This window comes from Enterococcus timonensis (assembly GCF_900104595.1).
GTDB lineage: Bacteria > Bacillota > Bacilli > Lactobacillales > Enterococcaceae > Enterococcus_J > Enterococcus_J timonensis.
The window spans coordinates 487,675-503,530 of the sequence record NZ_FNVY01000004.1 but is presented as its reverse complement, the minus strand read 5'-3'; the positions used below and the strand labels follow the sequence as shown (position 1 = coordinate 503,530).

At 38.3% G+C, this 15,856-nt stretch carries 13 protein-coding genes; 2 read left to right on the top strand and 11 right to left on the bottom strand.

What is annotated here, in order from left to right; translation table 11 throughout:
* Positions 1-8: 8 nt before the first annotated feature.
* The 6 genes from manA to BQ5341_RS07020 form a co-directional block, all read right to left on the bottom strand.
* Positions 9-977, bottom strand: a complete 969-nt coding sequence (manA, locus tag BQ5341_RS07045; protein WP_205408742.1) for a mannose-6-phosphate isomerase, class I — start codon at positions 975-977, stop codon at positions 9-11.
* Between the two features lie 2 nt (positions 978-979).
* Entirely contained in the window at positions 980-2,029 is a 1,050-nt protein-coding gene (locus BQ5341_RS07040; RefSeq protein WP_071131309.1) for a serine hydrolase domain-containing protein, read from the bottom strand.
* The gene (locus tag BQ5341_RS07035; RefSeq protein WP_071131308.1) at positions 1,987-2,745 is read right to left on the bottom strand and encodes a VOC family protein; all 759 of its coding nucleotides are present in this window, start codon (positions 2,743-2,745) and stop codon (positions 1,987-1,989) included. The genes BQ5341_RS07040 and BQ5341_RS07035 overlap by 43 nt, the downstream gene beginning before the upstream one ends.
* 140 nt (positions 2,746-2,885) lie before the next feature.
* Positions 2,886-4,781 carry an ABC transporter ATP-binding protein gene (locus tag BQ5341_RS07030; RefSeq protein ID WP_071131307.1) on the bottom strand — a complete coding sequence of 632 codons (1,896 nt, stop codon included), beginning with the start codon at positions 4,779-4,781 and terminating at the stop codon, positions 2,886-2,888.
* Entirely contained in the window at positions 4,781-6,508 is a 1,728-nt protein-coding gene (locus BQ5341_RS07025; protein ID WP_071131306.1) for an ABC transporter ATP-binding protein, read from the bottom strand. Before BQ5341_RS07025 ends, BQ5341_RS07030 begins: the two co-directional genes overlap by 1 nt.
* On the bottom strand, positions 6,509-7,174 hold the full coding sequence (locus BQ5341_RS07020) for a TetR/AcrR family transcriptional regulator (protein ID WP_071131305.1): 666 nt from the start codon (positions 7,172-7,174) through the stop codon (positions 6,509-6,511).
* Positions 7,175-7,363: 189 nt separating this feature from the next.
* Between BQ5341_RS07020 and BQ5341_RS07015 the strand changes: the two genes are divergently transcribed.
* Positions 7,364-7,657 (top strand): hypothetical protein, encoded by a 294-nt coding sequence (locus BQ5341_RS07015; protein WP_158661756.1) that lies wholly within the window; start codon positions 7,364-7,366, stop codon positions 7,655-7,657.
* 24 nt (positions 7,658-7,681) lie between these two features.
* On the opposite strand, the gene BQ5341_RS07010 is transcribed toward BQ5341_RS07015, so the two are convergent.
* Both BQ5341_RS07010 and BQ5341_RS07005 read right to left on the bottom strand, forming a co-directional pair.
* On the bottom strand, positions 7,682-8,887 hold the full coding sequence (locus BQ5341_RS07010) for an AI-2E family transporter (RefSeq protein ID WP_071131303.1): 1,206 nt from the start codon (positions 8,885-8,887) through the stop codon (positions 7,682-7,684).
* A 9-nt stretch (positions 8,888-8,896) separates the two neighbouring features.
* The gene (locus BQ5341_RS07005) at positions 8,897-9,256 is read right to left on the bottom strand and encodes a PTS glucitol/sorbitol transporter subunit IIA (RefSeq protein WP_071131302.1); all 360 of its coding nucleotides are present in this window, start codon (positions 9,254-9,256) and stop codon (positions 8,897-8,899) included.
* Positions 9,257-9,371: 115 nt separating this feature from the next.
* Between BQ5341_RS07005 and BQ5341_RS07000 the strand changes: the two genes are divergently transcribed.
* Entirely contained in the window at positions 9,372-10,394 is a 1,023-nt protein-coding gene (locus tag BQ5341_RS07000) for a lactonase family protein (protein ID WP_071131908.1), read from the top strand.
* A gap of 44 nt (positions 10,395-10,438) precedes the next feature.
* Here the strand turns inward: BQ5341_RS07000 and BQ5341_RS06995 are convergent, their stop codons facing one another.
* From BQ5341_RS06995 to BQ5341_RS06985, 3 genes are all read right to left on the bottom strand, one after another.
* Positions 10,439-10,858, bottom strand: coding sequence for a hypothetical protein (locus BQ5341_RS06995; RefSeq protein ID WP_071131301.1), 420 nt, complete (start codon positions 10,856-10,858; stop codon positions 10,439-10,441).
* 64 nt (positions 10,859-10,922) lie between these two features.
* Positions 10,923-13,601: a cation-translocating P-type ATPase gene (locus BQ5341_RS06990; RefSeq protein ID WP_071131300.1), complete on the bottom strand. Its 2,679-nt coding sequence runs from the start codon at positions 13,599-13,601 to the stop codon at positions 10,923-10,925.
* Between the two features lie 334 nt (positions 13,602-13,935).
* Complete coding sequence (locus tag BQ5341_RS06985; RefSeq protein ID WP_071131299.1) at positions 13,936-15,759, bottom strand: LTA synthase family protein; 1,824 nt, start codon at positions 15,757-15,759, stop codon at positions 13,936-13,938.
* Positions 15,760-15,856 lie beyond the last annotated feature (97 nt).

Sequence of the window (15,856 nt, the reverse complement as noted above, 5' to 3'; positions counted from 1 at the left end):
TTGTTTTTTTATTCAGCTGGCGTTGAGGCGACAATTTTTAAACTGCCAGAAATGCGCCAATTTTTAATTTCATTAGGTAAAATAAAATGTTGCCCTAGTTCTAAAGGATAGGTTTTTTCCACTAGACCGTTATTATTTAAAACTTCCAGTTGACCATAGCCTTTAATCACTGTCGCTAACGTATAAGGAGCGGTGGCGTGTAAATTCAATTGCCCTTCCACTTCCCACAAGTAAACTGAAAAATATTCAGCATGGACAAATTCTGTGATGGAACTTTTTCCGATATTTTTTTCCACCGTGTGTAAAACGGGATTTTTCTGAGGAACAGTCGTCACATCAATGGATTCTTTCAAATGTAATTCCCGCAATTTTCCCTCAGCATCTTTCCGATCATAATCATACACGCGATAAGTGGTGTCAGATGATTGTTGGGTTTCCAAAATCAATACCCCAGCGCCGATTGCATGAATGGTTCCTGCTGGCACGTAGAAAAAATCGCCAGCTTTCACTGGTACATGGGTAAATAAGGCAGCCCATTCTTTTTTTTCAATCATTTCCGCCAATTGTTCCCGGGTTTTTGCATGATGTCCATAAATAATTTCCGCACCTGGATCGGCGTCAATAATGTACCAGCATTCTGTTTTTCCTAGTTCTCCGGCATGTTTTTCTCCATAAGCATCATCGGGATGCACTTGGACGGACAAGGCTTCTTTAGCATCCAGAATTTTAACGAGCAATGGAAAAATTTTTTCTTTAGGATGGCCAAATAATTGCGGCGCTTCTTGCCACAATTCGTTAAGTTTTTTTCCTTTGTATGGACCGTTTAAAACCGTCGAAACACCGTGAGGATGAGCTGAAATTCCCCAGCATTCTCCCACCGTATCACTAGGTAAATCATAGTGAAATACTTCGGCTAATTTTTTTCCGCCCCAAATTTTTTCTTGAAAAACTGGTTGTAAAAATAATGGCTCCATCAAATTCATCCTCTACAATAGATTTTAATAAATTGATCTCTTACTTTAAGATAATTTTCCAGTTGGTCGCCGTACTGGAGTCGATTGCACAAAAAAATCATCCCTTTTTTTAAATCCGGCTCCCCAATAAAAAAAGTTCCTGTATAACCTGTATGACTAAAATAATTGCCGATTAATTTAAATCCGGCACTGCGAGAAAACCCTTGCGTTTGCTCTTTACTGATTAATTGTAATTGATTTGCCTCGAAAAAACGAGGATTATTTAATAAATTTTTCAAAAAAAGTTGTAAGTCTTCCATCCGTCCAAATAAACCCGCGTGACCAGCTACTCCGTTAAAAATCTGCGCTTTAGGATCGTGAACATTTCCTTGTAAATTATAAAGAAATTGTCCGTTACCGCCATCTATCGGACGAGTGGGCACCGTCAGTTCTCTAGGCGGATAAAAAGTAAATTTGCTGCCAATGATGTCGTTAATTTTTTCGTCGACTAATTTTACTAAAGTTTCCCCGGTAATTTCTGCTAACAAAAAGCCTAAAATCAAAAAATGATGATCGGAATACACCGGGCTACTGCCAATTGGTGCTGTTGGTTGCAATTTCAATAAAGCGTGCTGCAATTCTTCTTTGGCTAATTCGTTGCGATTTTTAATGAATCCCGTCAATTGGGCCGTGTGAGTTAATAAGTCCATCACGGTTGCTTGTTTATTTTCAAATGCTGGTAAAAATTTTTGCACGGGGTCATGTAAAGAAAAGTTTTTTTCAGTAAAAACTTTAATCGTTAAAATCGCCGTGAACATCTTCGTCAACGAGGCTAAATCAAAATAAAAATTTTCTCTCATGGGTAAACGTTCTGGCACAACTTGACGGTCACCAAAAGCGGTGGTGGAAAATTTTCCATCTTCATAAAAAGAAACTACGAATCCTGGAAAATCATGATTAGCAACGGCTTGAAATAAAAAGTCCAAAGCTTTTTTGTTAGCTTGATTTTTTTCCAAATTATTTTTTTGCTCGTTTAATGCTGGACTTTGCGATTCGTCCGGTCTACAAACCACCATTCCACCCCCGATAAGTCAAAAATCGTCACAATTGTTAATTTCGCGTCTTTGAAAAAATCAATTTTTTTTGCCCGTAACTGATCCACTAAGTTTTGTAATTCCTCTTGATTAGGTAGTGATACGACAATAAAATCTAATCCCGCTGCTTCTTTTTTGGTCTCGGTGTCAATTTTTTGCAGACCGAGCCACTGGGAACTATTTAAGGTAAAATACTGGCCCTGATCAAAAATAACCGGCAAGCCTAAGACATTTTCCAAAAATTCTTCCGCTTTATCCAGCTGATTTACTTGCAGATGAATTTTACCCATTTCATATAAATGTTTTTGTGAAGTTGATTTTTCATCAACAAAAAAAGTCACCACATTACCTTCTGGATCCTTGATGCTCAATGCTTTATTGATATTTTCATCCACCAAGTGAATTAGCGGAATATCTTTTTTAGTAAAAATTTCCTGGAGCAAATAAAAAGAACTGGCATCAGCCACGCGCAAAGCAAGACGGGCCAACTTGCTGGATCCAGACATTGCTTCCCCTGACCAATCCTCAAGAATTAAAAACGCATTTTGCTCATGGTGGGAACTAAAAAAGGCTAAGTTATTTTCTTCAGAAAGCAAAACTAAACCTGGCACCGATCGGTAAAATTCCACCGCTTTTTCCAAATCATGAACGCGAATGGCTAAATATTCTACCACCGGATTCGTTAATTGAAAATCCATGTTTGTCCCCCCCTTTAAACTTAATTGTAAGCTCCCGAGCTTAAAACCTCAAGAATTTAGGATGTCCGAAAAATTTTTTGAAAAAAATTGCCCATCAAAAAATGATGGGCAAAGATTTAAAATTATTACTCGCTGTAAAATCAACCTTCGATTACTGGTCCTTTGGCGAATTGTGAGTTATATAAATCAGCGTAGAAACCATTTTTGGCCATTAAATTATCATGAGTTCCGGTTTCTACAATCGAACCGTGATCCATCACAATAATATTATCGGCATCACGAATGGTCGACAAACGGTGAGCGACGACAAAACTTGTCCGGTGTTTCAACAAAGTCCCCATCGCTTTTTGAATCAGAATTTCTGTCCGTGTATCAACTGAGCTTGTGGCTTCATCGAGAATTAAAACATCTGGATTGGCTAAAAATGCTCGCGCAATGGTAATCAATTGCCGTTGACCTTGAGAAATATTGGACGCTTCTTCATTTAAGACCGTTTTATAGCCGTTTGGTAATTTCCGAACAAAATCATCCACGTGAGCGGCGCGCGCTGCTTGGTAAACTTCTTCTTCGGTTGCCTCTTGGCGTCCGTACAAAATATTATCATAAATGGATCCAGTAAAGAGCCATGTATCTTGTAAAACCATAGAAAAATGACTCCGCAAATCATTTTGGCCAATATCTCTCGTGTCTTTTCCTTCATAACGAATTGATCCGCCAGTCACATCATAAAATCTTTCTAGCAAATTAATTAACGTCGTCTTACCAGCACCAGTTGGTCCAACAATGGCTACCATTTCTCCAGAGGAAACATTGAGGCTAAAGTCAGTCATCAAAGGTGCCTGTTCATTATATCCGAATTGAACATTTTCAAAAGCGACTTTGTAAGGAGAATTTTCTTCGACACTAAGTCCGGAAGGTTTATTAACCATTTCTTCTTCGTCTAATACTTCAAAAATTCGTTCGGCGGAAGCTACCGTGCTTTGAATTGTGTTCATTAAAGAAGCGATTTGCGTAATGGGTTGGGAAAATTGGTTCGTGTATTGTAAGAAAGCTTGCACATCCCCTAAATTCATTTGACCATTGGCAACTTTAATCCCACCTAAAACGGCAACAAAAACGTACCCGAGATTTTTAATAAAGTTCATCATCGGCATAATCAAAGCTGAGATAAATTGAGCTTTCCAGCCAGATATATATAAATTTTCATTTTCTACTTCAAAATCTTTAATATCGGCTTCTTGGTGATTAAAACTTTTCACAACGGTATGTCCGCCATAAGTTTCTTCCACTTGATTATTAAGCAAACCTAAGCTTTTTTGTTGAGTGGCAAAATATTTTTGTGATTTCGGTGCAATAATCATTACGACAACTAAACTTAATGGCACCGTGGCAATTGCTACTAAAGTTAATTGCCAAGAAATAGTCAGCATCATCACTAAGACTCCGACAAATTGCACGACACTCGTGATTAACTGAGTCAGACTTTGTTGCAAAGTTCCAGCCACATTATCCATATCGTTAATGGCCCGACTCATAATGTCCCCGTTAGAATGCGTATCGTAATATTTAATCGGCACGCGATTCATTTTTTCTTTTAAATCTTTCCGCATTTCATAAACAGTATTTTGTGAAACCCGGGTCATTACAAATTGTTGAATAAAATTAAAGAGCGCCGATCCCAAATACAAAATGATGACTAGTAAAATGATCTGGGTAATTTTTTCAAAATCAATTGGCAATTCAGTGATTGTTTCCCCTTGACCAATTAAATCCATCCCTTTTTGCACGCCGGCAAAAATTTCAGTAGTCGCCCGGCCTAAAATTTTCGGAGTTACAATTTGGAAAATGGTTGAAGCTATGGCTAAAACTAAAACAAAAATAATTAAATAGATTTTTTTAGACAAGTAAGCAAAAAGACGTTTCAAAGTTCCACCGAAATTTTTTGCTTTTTCAGGTTTCATTCCCATACCGCCACCAGGACCGTGACCACGACGTTGAACAGTAGGAGTTGTTTTTGTTTTTTTATTATTTTCCATTAGTCCAAATCCTCCTCTTTTAATTGGGAATGAACAATTTCTTGATACGTTTGATTATTGCTCATTAACTCTTGATGCGTGCCGCGTCCCACTTGTCGACCTTCGTCAATTACTAGAATCGTATCAGCTTGCATAACTGTGGACACACGTTGAGCCACAATAATCAAAATGGCTTCTTGAATATTTTCTTTCAAAGCTTCACGCAATTTAGCATCGGTTTTAAAATCTAATGCTGAAAATGAATCATCGAAAATATAGACATCTGTTTTTTTGATTAAAGCTCGACCAATTGCTAGCCGTTGCTTTTGTCCACCAGAGAAATTATCCCCGCCTTGTTCGACGATGGCATCCAGTTGATCTGGTAACTCGCTGACAAAATCTTTGGCTTGAGCAATTTCTAATGCCTTCCAAATTTCTTCATCTGTCGCATTAGGATTGCCATATTGTAAATTAGAACGAATCGTTCCTGAAAAGAGAACCGCTTTTTGCGGAACATAACCAATATCGTCGCGCAAATCTGCTTGAGCGACTGTCGCAATGTCCACACCATTTAGCAAAATATTTCCTTTTTCTATATCATAAAACCGCGGAATTAAATTGACTAAAGTCGATTTACCAGAACCAGTTCCGCCGATAATGGCCACAACGTCACCTGAATGAGCTTTAAAATCGATATCCGTCAGCGCTGGTGATTCTGCGCCTTTGTAACGATAATCAACTTTGTCAAAAGCTAAAGTAGTTTTATCCCCTTCATAAGTTAAAGCTTTAGTAGATGCAAGATCTTGGACATCACTTTTCGTGTCTAACACTTCATTAATCCGTTCAGCAGAAGCTTGGGCCCGCGGAATAAAAATGAAAATCATTGCTAACATCATAAAGCTCATCAAAATTTGCATAGCATAAGTAGTAAAGGCCACCATGTCTCCGACTTCCATCGTCATATCGGCAATGTAATGACCACCAAACCAAGTGATGGCAATATTAGTTCCACTCATAATTAAAGTCATCATGGGCATCATGACGGCCATAATTGTTTGCACTTTAATGGAAACATGCGTGTAATCTTTATTGGCTACATCAAATCGTTCTGATTCAAATTCCCCTTTGTCAAAAGCACGAATCACTCGAGCGCCAGTTAAACCTTCACGAAAGACTAAGTTCAAACGGTCGGTCTTAGCTTGCATACTTTTGAATAATGGCACAGCCAAATACATAACTACTAAAATTAAGACCGCCATAATTGGTAAAACGACAATAAAAATTCTAGTCAGTTGAGAATTTTTTTGATAAGACATGAAGCTGGCACCGATTAAAGTAATTGGTGCGTTGATCATCATGCGAAGCGCCATTTGGATAACCATTTGAATTTGGTTGACGTCATTGGTGGTTCTAGTAATTAATGAAGCTGTGCCGAATTTGTCAAATTCATTATTGGAATAATGTTCAACCTTGCTATAAATTTCTGAACGTAAATTTTTCCCCACTTTTTGTGATTCTCGCGTGGCAAAATACGTATTTCCTAGGGCGGCGACAATTGAAATTAAAGAAAATCCCAACATGATAAAGCCCATTTGCCAAATATAATCGACATTTCCTTTTGCCACCCCGTCATTAATAATGTTTGACGTTAAGGTTGGCAAATACAAATCTGCTACTACTTGAATAACCATAAAAAAGATGGCCATAATTAACGAAACTGGTGACATCCGTTTTAACATTTTCCACATTTATTTTTCCTCCTTGCCACTAATAGGTTTTTGATAGGCTCCATATTTCAGCCAATTTAGCCGTAAATTAAAGCGGCGCAGTACTTCTTCTTTGGACAATTGCGTCCCATCTTCTTGAGGTTTGTAGGCTTCGGCGATGGTGTGGACAAAAATCGTCATCACTAATTTAAATAAAATCATTAGTTCTTCTGGACTTTCCAGTTTTAATTTTTCAAAATCAACGGTCTTTAAAAATTCTGGTAATTCTTTTGGCCCACCGTGATGAGGATGAGGCGGATGATTAAAAGGCAAAGCCTTGTCGGAGGAATGAAAATCCATGCCAGTAAACACGTGTCCGTAAAATTCTTTATCTGGCCCTTCTAAAATCATCGTCATAAATGTCGTTGAAAAAAGTTCCACCGCTACAAAAAAATCTCCACGACTTTCTTTAAATGCAGTCTCAAAGTTCATTTTCGTTTGCTTTCCCAAATTCGACAAATAATAAAAATATAAATCTTCTTTGTCTTCAAAATACTGGTAAAAACTTCCCCGTGGGATATCAGCCAATTTAATAATTTGATTTACTGAAGCATCTTTTAAATCGGCTCGGGAAAACTCAATCCGTGCCGCACTCAAAATGCGCTCTTGTTTTTCTTTGGCTAAATTAAAAAAAGTTTCTTTAGGCATCGGCCTCTCCTTTCTGTTTTGTGACAGATTGTCATATGACACCTTGTCATTATAAAAAAATTTTCAGCAGATAGCAAGTACTTTTATTCGAAATTAAAACTTTTTCTGAAAATTTTTCTAAGATAAAAGCTAAATAGTTGCAATTAACTTGAAATCTCGCTACAATTTCCAAGTCAAGAAAGGAGGGATATGATGTACGGTTTAACAGTCGAAGAATTTTTGCAACTGCAGCCGAGCTCCCAAAATATTTTGATCAATTTAACCGGTCTGCCTCTTGAGGAGTTGACGCCCGATTTCTTAATCAAAGATATTCCCGTCACTGCTACTCCTAATTTTACTAACTGGGATCAAGAAAAAAATTACTTTTTTATTTCGAAACATGGTCGTTCTAGTCAAGTGCTAGCTCAACATTTTGCCAAAAAAGGGTTGAATACCCAATTTTTAATCGGCGGGCTCTACAGCCTCCAAAATCATCTCGTATAAATGCAAAAAAGAGGAAGAAAATTTTTAATTTTCTTCCTCTTTTTTATTTGGTGTTTCTTCTTGGTCTTCTTTTTCCACTGATTCCACTAATAAAAGTGGTTGATCATTATACAGTTTGGAAACTTTTTTATACCACTCAAAAATATAAGTGACGAGTACTTTTAAGGCCGCATAAGCCGGAATTCCTAATACCACACCCGCTAATCCGAAAATTTTCCCTGAAGTGAGTAAAACAAAAATAATCGTCACCGGATGAATGTTCAACTGGCTACCTAAAACAAGTGGCGAAACAAAGCGCCCTTCAAGTGTTTGTTCAATAACAAAAACGATGGCCACTTTTAAAACCATAAATGGCCCGGCAACTAACGCTAAAAATACTGCCGGAATCATTGCCAAAAATGATCCCAAATAAGGAATCAAATTTAAAAATCCCGCCAAAACGCCAAAGGTCACCGCGTAATCAAGTCCAATAATTGAAAAGCCAATAATAAACATAATCGCTACCGTAACGGCCACCACTAGTTGCCCGCGAATATATTTGGACACTTTATCATTCATCTCGTGGAGAACTTGCATTGTCGTTTTCCGCCAACGATTGGGCAAAAATTGCACCAAGTAAGCAGGCATTTTTTTACCGTCTTTTAATAAATAAAACAAGATAAATGGTGTTGTGATAATGACTAAGACCGTATTGGCCACAGCTCCAACAATATTTCCGATGCTTTGGAACGTTGTTTTTGATAAATTTTGCAAAATATTACTTAAAGAATCCATTGCTTGATCAATCATCGATTCGATCTGCGGTTGGAGTTGTTTCATCCATTCGGTGGCAAATAATTTTTCTGCTTGGGCCGAAATTGTATCGACATAATAAGGTGAATTATCGGCAAAACTCAACGTTTGCTCACGAATTTTCGGCACAGCCACTGCCCCGCCCCAAATCAAAAGTCCAATAATGACTAAGAAAAGTAAAATAATCCCAATGACTCGCGGCACTTTTTTCTTTTCTAGAAAATCAACGACTGGTACAAAAAAATAATAGAGCACTACGCTAACTAAAATCGGCAAGCCGACAATGGTGAAAAATTGCATAATAGGTTCAAATAAATAAGCGACTTTCGTAAAAGCCAGCAAAATAAGTAAGACTAGTAAGACAATTAATAAACCAGCCACCACTTGATTATTTAAAAACCATTTCCAAAACCATGAGGGACGCTTCTTTTTTTCCATGGCGACTCCTTAATTTTCCGGATAAGTAATCTTGTCACCGACAGCCATTTTTGGTAAAGTGTGGGGATTTAAATAAAGAGCATTAACTAATTCATCGTGAGTTGGAAGTGGTCCGAAGACTAAAGTCACATGGCCCAACTCTTGCAAATTCGCATTAGCTAAACGTCCAACTTTTTCAATTGTATAACTTTGATCGCCAAATTTTAGCGTGTCTCCCACCACTAAAGTAGCTGGCACGACATTTTCTGGAAATCTTTGGACCACTGAATAGGCTTTTAGTTCCGGCGTAATTTTTTCTCCAAATAAAATCAACATCGGTTCGCTTTCATCCCATGCTTTATCGCCAATTTCAATAATTTCTGCTTGCATAATTTCCTCCGCCTTCTATTCTGGTTTGCTTAAAGCATTCCTTTGCTCATATTATACCACAGCCAAAAAAACTTATGCTATACTTGAAATAAATTCAGACAATCAAGGAGGACTTATTTTGGAAAAATTTTTATTGGGCACTTATACCCGCAAAGAAAGTCAAGGCATTTATGAAGGAACGTTGGATGTTGAAAATAAAACATTACTACCGGTCCAACTCGTACAAAAAGAAAAAAATCCTACTTATTTAACGACAGACGGCGAAATTTTGTACACAGTCGGCACCAATGATGACGGTGGCGGGCTGATGAGTTATGAAAAAACAAGTGCGGGCGACTACCAATTAATTAATGCGGTAACTAAACCTGGCAACTCCCCTTGTTATGTGGCTGTCGATCAAAAGCGTCAATTAGTTTATTCGGCCAATTATCATCTAGGCGACTTACGGAGTTACAAGATTTTAAAAAATGGTGGCTTAGAGCTTGCCGATGAAGTCTTGCATGAAGGAAGCGGTCCGCATGCCAATCAAGAAAAACCACACGTTCACTATACCGACTTGGCACCGGATAATCGTCTGATTGCTTGTGATCTTGGGACTGACGGCGTTTATACGTATGATGTAGCTGAAGATGGCAAATTAACTGAAGTTGCTGTTTTTAATGAGTTACCTGGCACCGGCCCTCGCCATTTGGTTTTTCATCCGAAACAATCCGTCGCTTATCTTGTCGGTGAACTTGCCGGTACGGTAACGGTCTTACAATATTTTTCTGATGGACATTTTGAAAGTTTGCAAACAATTTCCACTTTACCAGCAGATTTCACTGGTGAAAATTCTGGTGGCGCCATTCGTATTAGTCAAGATGGCCGTTTCCTTTATGCTTCTAACCGCGGACATAATTCGATTGCTATTTTTGCCATAAATGAAAATGGAACAATGCTTGCTCTCGTTGCTATTACCGATAGTCATGGTGATTTCCCGCGTGATTTTAACTTTTCGAAAAATGATCAATTTTTAATTTGCGCCCATCAAAAATCAGATCACTTATCTCTTTTTGAAAAAAATTCTGATGGCACGCTCACCTTCCTAGAAAATTCTTGCTACGCTCCGGAAGCTGTTTGTGTTCATTTCCCAGCTTAAAAAAATAAATCCTGCCGCAAAAGTTGCGACAGGATTTTTTATTTTTACCGTCCAGTTAAGATGGCGGTAATTTTTTGCACGCAATAGCCAATATCATTGGACGATTTGTCTTGAGCGGCTTCGGCTGCTTGAAATTTTTCAACATCAAGCTTTCCATCAACGGCTTCGACCATCATTTGGCATTCTTCTACGTAGCGAGCAAATGTTTTTTGCAAACGCAAATGCAAACCCATTGCTTTTGCTGGCGGCTTCATTTGGGTCAGTTTTTCTAACATCACCCGATATTCAGCAACCCCACTAGCAAAATTTTCGTGAATTGCCGCTAAGTTTTCAGCACTTAATTTATTTTCTGTTAAATTTTCGGCCGCTTGTTGGTAAAATGGATCCATTTTATCAGCTACGCCTTCGCTCCCTTGAACAAATTCATTTAACTTTTCTAAATAGCCCTTCATATTCGTCTTCATTAATAAAACGCTCCTAACAAAAGGCGCGAGGCCAATGCCTCACGCCAATTTTTTATTTATTTAATTAATTTGTAATGCCCATTTTTCGTTGGATAAATTTCACGATTTCTACAATTGGAATAATCGCGAAACTAGTTGCAAAAACTTTCAACCATTGATACGTATCTAAATGCGACACCCGGAATAAATTGTTAAATCCAGGAATAACAATCGTTGCAGCTAGTAAAACTGCGGAAAGTAAAATCGCCCAGTTGAATGTTTTATTGCGGAATAATCCAACTGTGAATAATGATTGGTGAATTGATTTAACGTTAAAGGCGTGGAACAATTGAATCAAACCTAACGTTGCAAATGTCATGGTTAATGCATCGCCATGAATCAAAGTTTCATTACCAGGATGAGCTGGGAACAATAAAGCCATTTGATAAATAAAGAGGGCTAAAAATCCTTGTGTCAATCCTTGATAAATCACACTAGAGAAGACACCGCCGGAGAAAAAGTTCGATTCCCGACCACGTGGTGCATGATCCATCACATCTTTTTCAGCTGGTTCTAATCCTAAAGCAATTGCTGGGAAAGTATCAGTGACTAAGTTAATCCACAATAAGTGAACTGGGAGCAATGTGTCCCAACCAAGCATCGTTGCGATAAACAAGGTCAATACTTCACCTAAGTTAGCGGAAAGTAAATATTGAATTGTTTTTTGAATATTGGAGAAAACTTTCCGACCTTCTTCAACAGCGACAACAATTGTTGAGAAATTATCATCAGCTAAGACCATATCAGAAGCGCCTTTAGAAACTTCTGTTCCGGTAATCCCCATCCCAATTCCGATATCAGCAGCTTTTAAAGCTGGCGCGTCGTTCACACCGTCACCAGTCATGGCAACTACTTTACCTTCTTTTTGCCAAGCTTTGACAATCCGTACTTTATGTTCAGGAGAAACCCGCGCATAAACGGAATATTGACTTGCTTTTTGAGCAAATTCTTCATCAGACATTTCATTTAATTGGGCACCAGTTAAAACAGCATCGTCATCGCCAGGTTTAATAATTCCTAACCGTCCAGCAATTGCTTCGGCAGTATCTTTGTGGTCGCCGGTAATCATGATTGGACGAATGCCAGCAGATTTGGCAACTTTTACCGCTTCAGCAGCTTCTTTACGTTCAGGGTCAATCATCCCAACAAGGCCCGCAAAAATTAAATCTTTTTCAACAACTTCAGAAGTCATTTCCGCAGGCATAGTGTCGACGATTTTGTAAGCCATCGCCAAGACGCGCCATGCTTGTTTTGCCATGTTCGTATTATTTGTCAAAATTTCTTTTTTCTTAGCATCAGTTAACGGAACTTGGGCGCCATTTTCTTCTACTAAACGACAAAGAGAAATTAAAACATCAGGCGCACCTTTTGTAGCAACAAAAAATTTACCATTTTCTAATTGATGAATCGTTGACATTAATTTCCGATCAGAATCAAAAGGAACTTCAGCCACCCGTGGTTCAGCTTTTAATTTAGCATTTAAAGGATAATTACGATCCATAGCAAATTGAACCATCGCGGTTTCCGTTGGGTCACCAATTAAGGCGCCTTCTTGGGAAACTTTGGTGTCATTTGCAAAAGTCATTACTTTTAAAGCTAAATCTTCTTCTGGTACATTTTCGCTAGCTGGAATGACTTTGCCGTTCGTGTACAAACCTTCAACGGTCATTTGGTTTAAAGTTAACGTCCCTGTTTTATCGGAACAAATAATATCAGTCGAACCTAATGTTTCAACGGCTGGCAATTTACGTACAATCGCATTCCGTTTGGCCATTTTTTGCGTACCTAAAGCTAAAATAATCGTTACAATCGCTGGTAAACCTTCAGGAATTGCAGCTACGGCTAAGGAAATAGCGGTCAATAACATTTCTAAGACGTCACGGCCTTGAATAATTCCCACAACAAACATTACAGCGGCGACAATTAAAATCGCAATCGTTAAAACTTTTCCTAATGAGTTCAAGTTTTCTTTTAATGGTGTTTGTGTTTCATCGGCTTGGGCCAACATGCCGGCAATTTTTCCGACTTCGGTATTCATCCCGGTGCCAACAACGACACCTGTTGCCCGACCATATGTTACGTTTGACGTCATGAAAGCCATATTGACCCGATCGCCAATTCCAGTTTCGCCATCTGTTAAAGTCGTTGCTGATTTTTCCACCGGCACAGACTCACCAGTTAAAGCAGCTTCTTCAATTTTCAAACTTGCGCCTTCAATAATTCGCAAATCCGCTGGCACAACATCGCCGGCTTCTAGTAAAACGAGATCGCCAGGTACAAGTTCGTCACTTTTAACCGTAACAATATGTCCGTCTCGTTTCACATTGGCTGATGGTGAGGCCATTTCTTTTAGTGCATCAATGGCTTGTTCAGCTTTTGCTTCTTGGAATACACCGAAGACCGCATTAACGATAACCACGACTAAAATAATAATCGCATCGGTAATTTCGTGACCAATTACAGCTGAGATAACTGCCGCCACTAATAAAACAATAATCATGAAATCTTTGAACTGCTCGAAAAATTTCACTAATAAAGATTTTTTCTTCCCTTCATCTAAAGCATTGGGACCATATTCCGCCAGGCGTTTGCTGACTTCACTTTGGCTCAATCCTTCTTTTGATGATTGCAAGGCTTTTAACGTGTCGTCTTGGGACATCGTATAAAAAGTTCCTTGCACTTGTTGCTTCTTCTCTTCGGACATTTGGCGCCTCCTAAATAATATTTGGCCGAACACGAGTAAAAAAAAACGACTCGTGTACGCCGTGTGGCAATACATAAGTCTCACCGTTTAAGACAACACCAGAAACGCGAAGTTCCAAGATGATGATGTTGCCGCAGACATACTGCCAGTTACTCCCCTATGAAAATAATTACTAACTCATTATACCTAAAAAAAGTCTTGGCGACAATCATTTCCTATTAAGAAATTAAAAACAATTCTTCAAAAAAATAATGCCGTAAAAACTCACTTTCAGAAATAAAAAAAGAGTTCAAAATCACCGATGGATTTTGAACTCTTTTAATTTTTTTTGATTTTAAGATACCGTAAAAAAGTCTTCCTCACTTAAATATTGTTCGCCACTGGTGGCGTCGTATTGAATTAATTGATAATCGTGGTATAACTCTTCAGCTTGTTGGCTAAAATCAAATGTTTCAGTAAAATCATGGCCGTTATAGTACATATTTTTTTCAAAGGCTGGCATATCTGCTTGCAGTTGGTGCAAAAAAGCATAAAACGGTGATTCTTTTAGACCGGCTTGTTGAAATAAATCCGGCGCAAAATAAATCGGCGACACAATGGCATCATGTTGATTTTTTTCAGTCAACTGACCTTGCGTATCGTAAAATAAAAATTCTGTTAAATGGAGTTGGGCGGCCGTATTTTCTGCTTGAATTTCCTCAGAATAAATACTTGGCAAATGATCGCCCCAAAAAACCACCAGTGTCCGCTGCGGCAAATCTGTCAATTCTTGCAAAAAATCTTCCAAAGCATCGGCAGCCACATGGACATCTTGGTAATAATTTTCCATCGTAGCATTTTGCGGTGTGGTCAAGTAATCCAGTTGCGGATATTTATTGGCATAAGGCATATGGGTTTGCATAGTGACCAAGTGCATAAATTGCGGCGTATCAGTTTCTTTTAAAGTATCCAAAATTTCAGCATAAGCACTGGCATCACTAATATAAGGATTATTTTCAACAGTATCGGTGTGGGTCATAGTTTTTTCCGACAAAAAATTATCAAATCCTAACGTTTCATAAACGTCTTGGCGCTTGTACATACTCGTATTGTATGGATGAATTGCCGTTGCGTCATAGCCTGCTGTTTTTAATAAATCCACCACGCTTGGAAAAGTTTCGACTTTTGGCACCAACATCGTATAAGGTGTGGTCATTTGCGGATTAAATAATTCCATAGAAAAACTGGTCAGCGCTTCAAATTCAATATTAGCCGTGCCGCCGCCAAATCCTGACGAGAGCATTTGTCCGGCATAAGTTGTGTTTTGTAATTCTTTAAATGCCGCCAAAGGATCAGCCGACAAATCAACGCCATTAAGTTTGGTACCATCTGAAAAACTTTCTGACATTACAAAAATAATGTTTGGTTGCGCACTTTCTGCCGCCGAGTTGTTTTCTGTCGCTTCTTGGGCGTATTTTTCAGCTAAGTCAGTCATCGTTTCTTTAGAATAATCAGTTGGCTCGTCCATGGCTGGCACATTTAAATTAAATAAAAAGCCGCCGACAAAGCCGACATTGTAATAATTCATTTTTTGTGAATACGGAATCCACAAAGCAGTTCGATCATACGCTTTTTTCAAAAGATTGCCGGTGCGGTTAAATTGCGCGGCGTAAAATAAAAATAAGCTGCTTAAAATAAGTAGTCCCACCCGCCAAATTTGCCGACGTTTTGGTAAACGAAAACTTTTTTTCAATTGCCATAACGCTAAGAACACCACCAGAATAATTAAAACAATCGCCAAAATAAAGAGCGGCCACCCTGCCATATCTTTTAACAGTGAAAATTCGGTAATCATTTTTAAATCATCCGGGTAAACCGGCTCCATCCGGTATTTCATTTTTAAATATGTAGCTACGCCGATTAGAAATGTCGCCACGCTAAACACACCAATTCCAGCTGCTAAACTACCTAATAAACTGGCTAAAAAAAGGGCTCCGAAAAATAGGACGACCGTCGATATTAAAAATTTTTCCGTGTGCCAAGACAGGGCAAATTTTAACGCCAGATCTAGCGACATATTATTTTGCATAAATTGTAAATATAAATTTCCTAAATAACTAACGATCAAAAGTACCAGCAAATAAATTACACCGCGCTGATTGGAATATTTCTTTTTCATGATTGCTCCTTAACAAGACAATGACCAAAAAGAAAAATCTTTTTGGCCACCGTCTTCATTCGTCTGACTAACTTTAAAAATCTCTTACTCATATTTT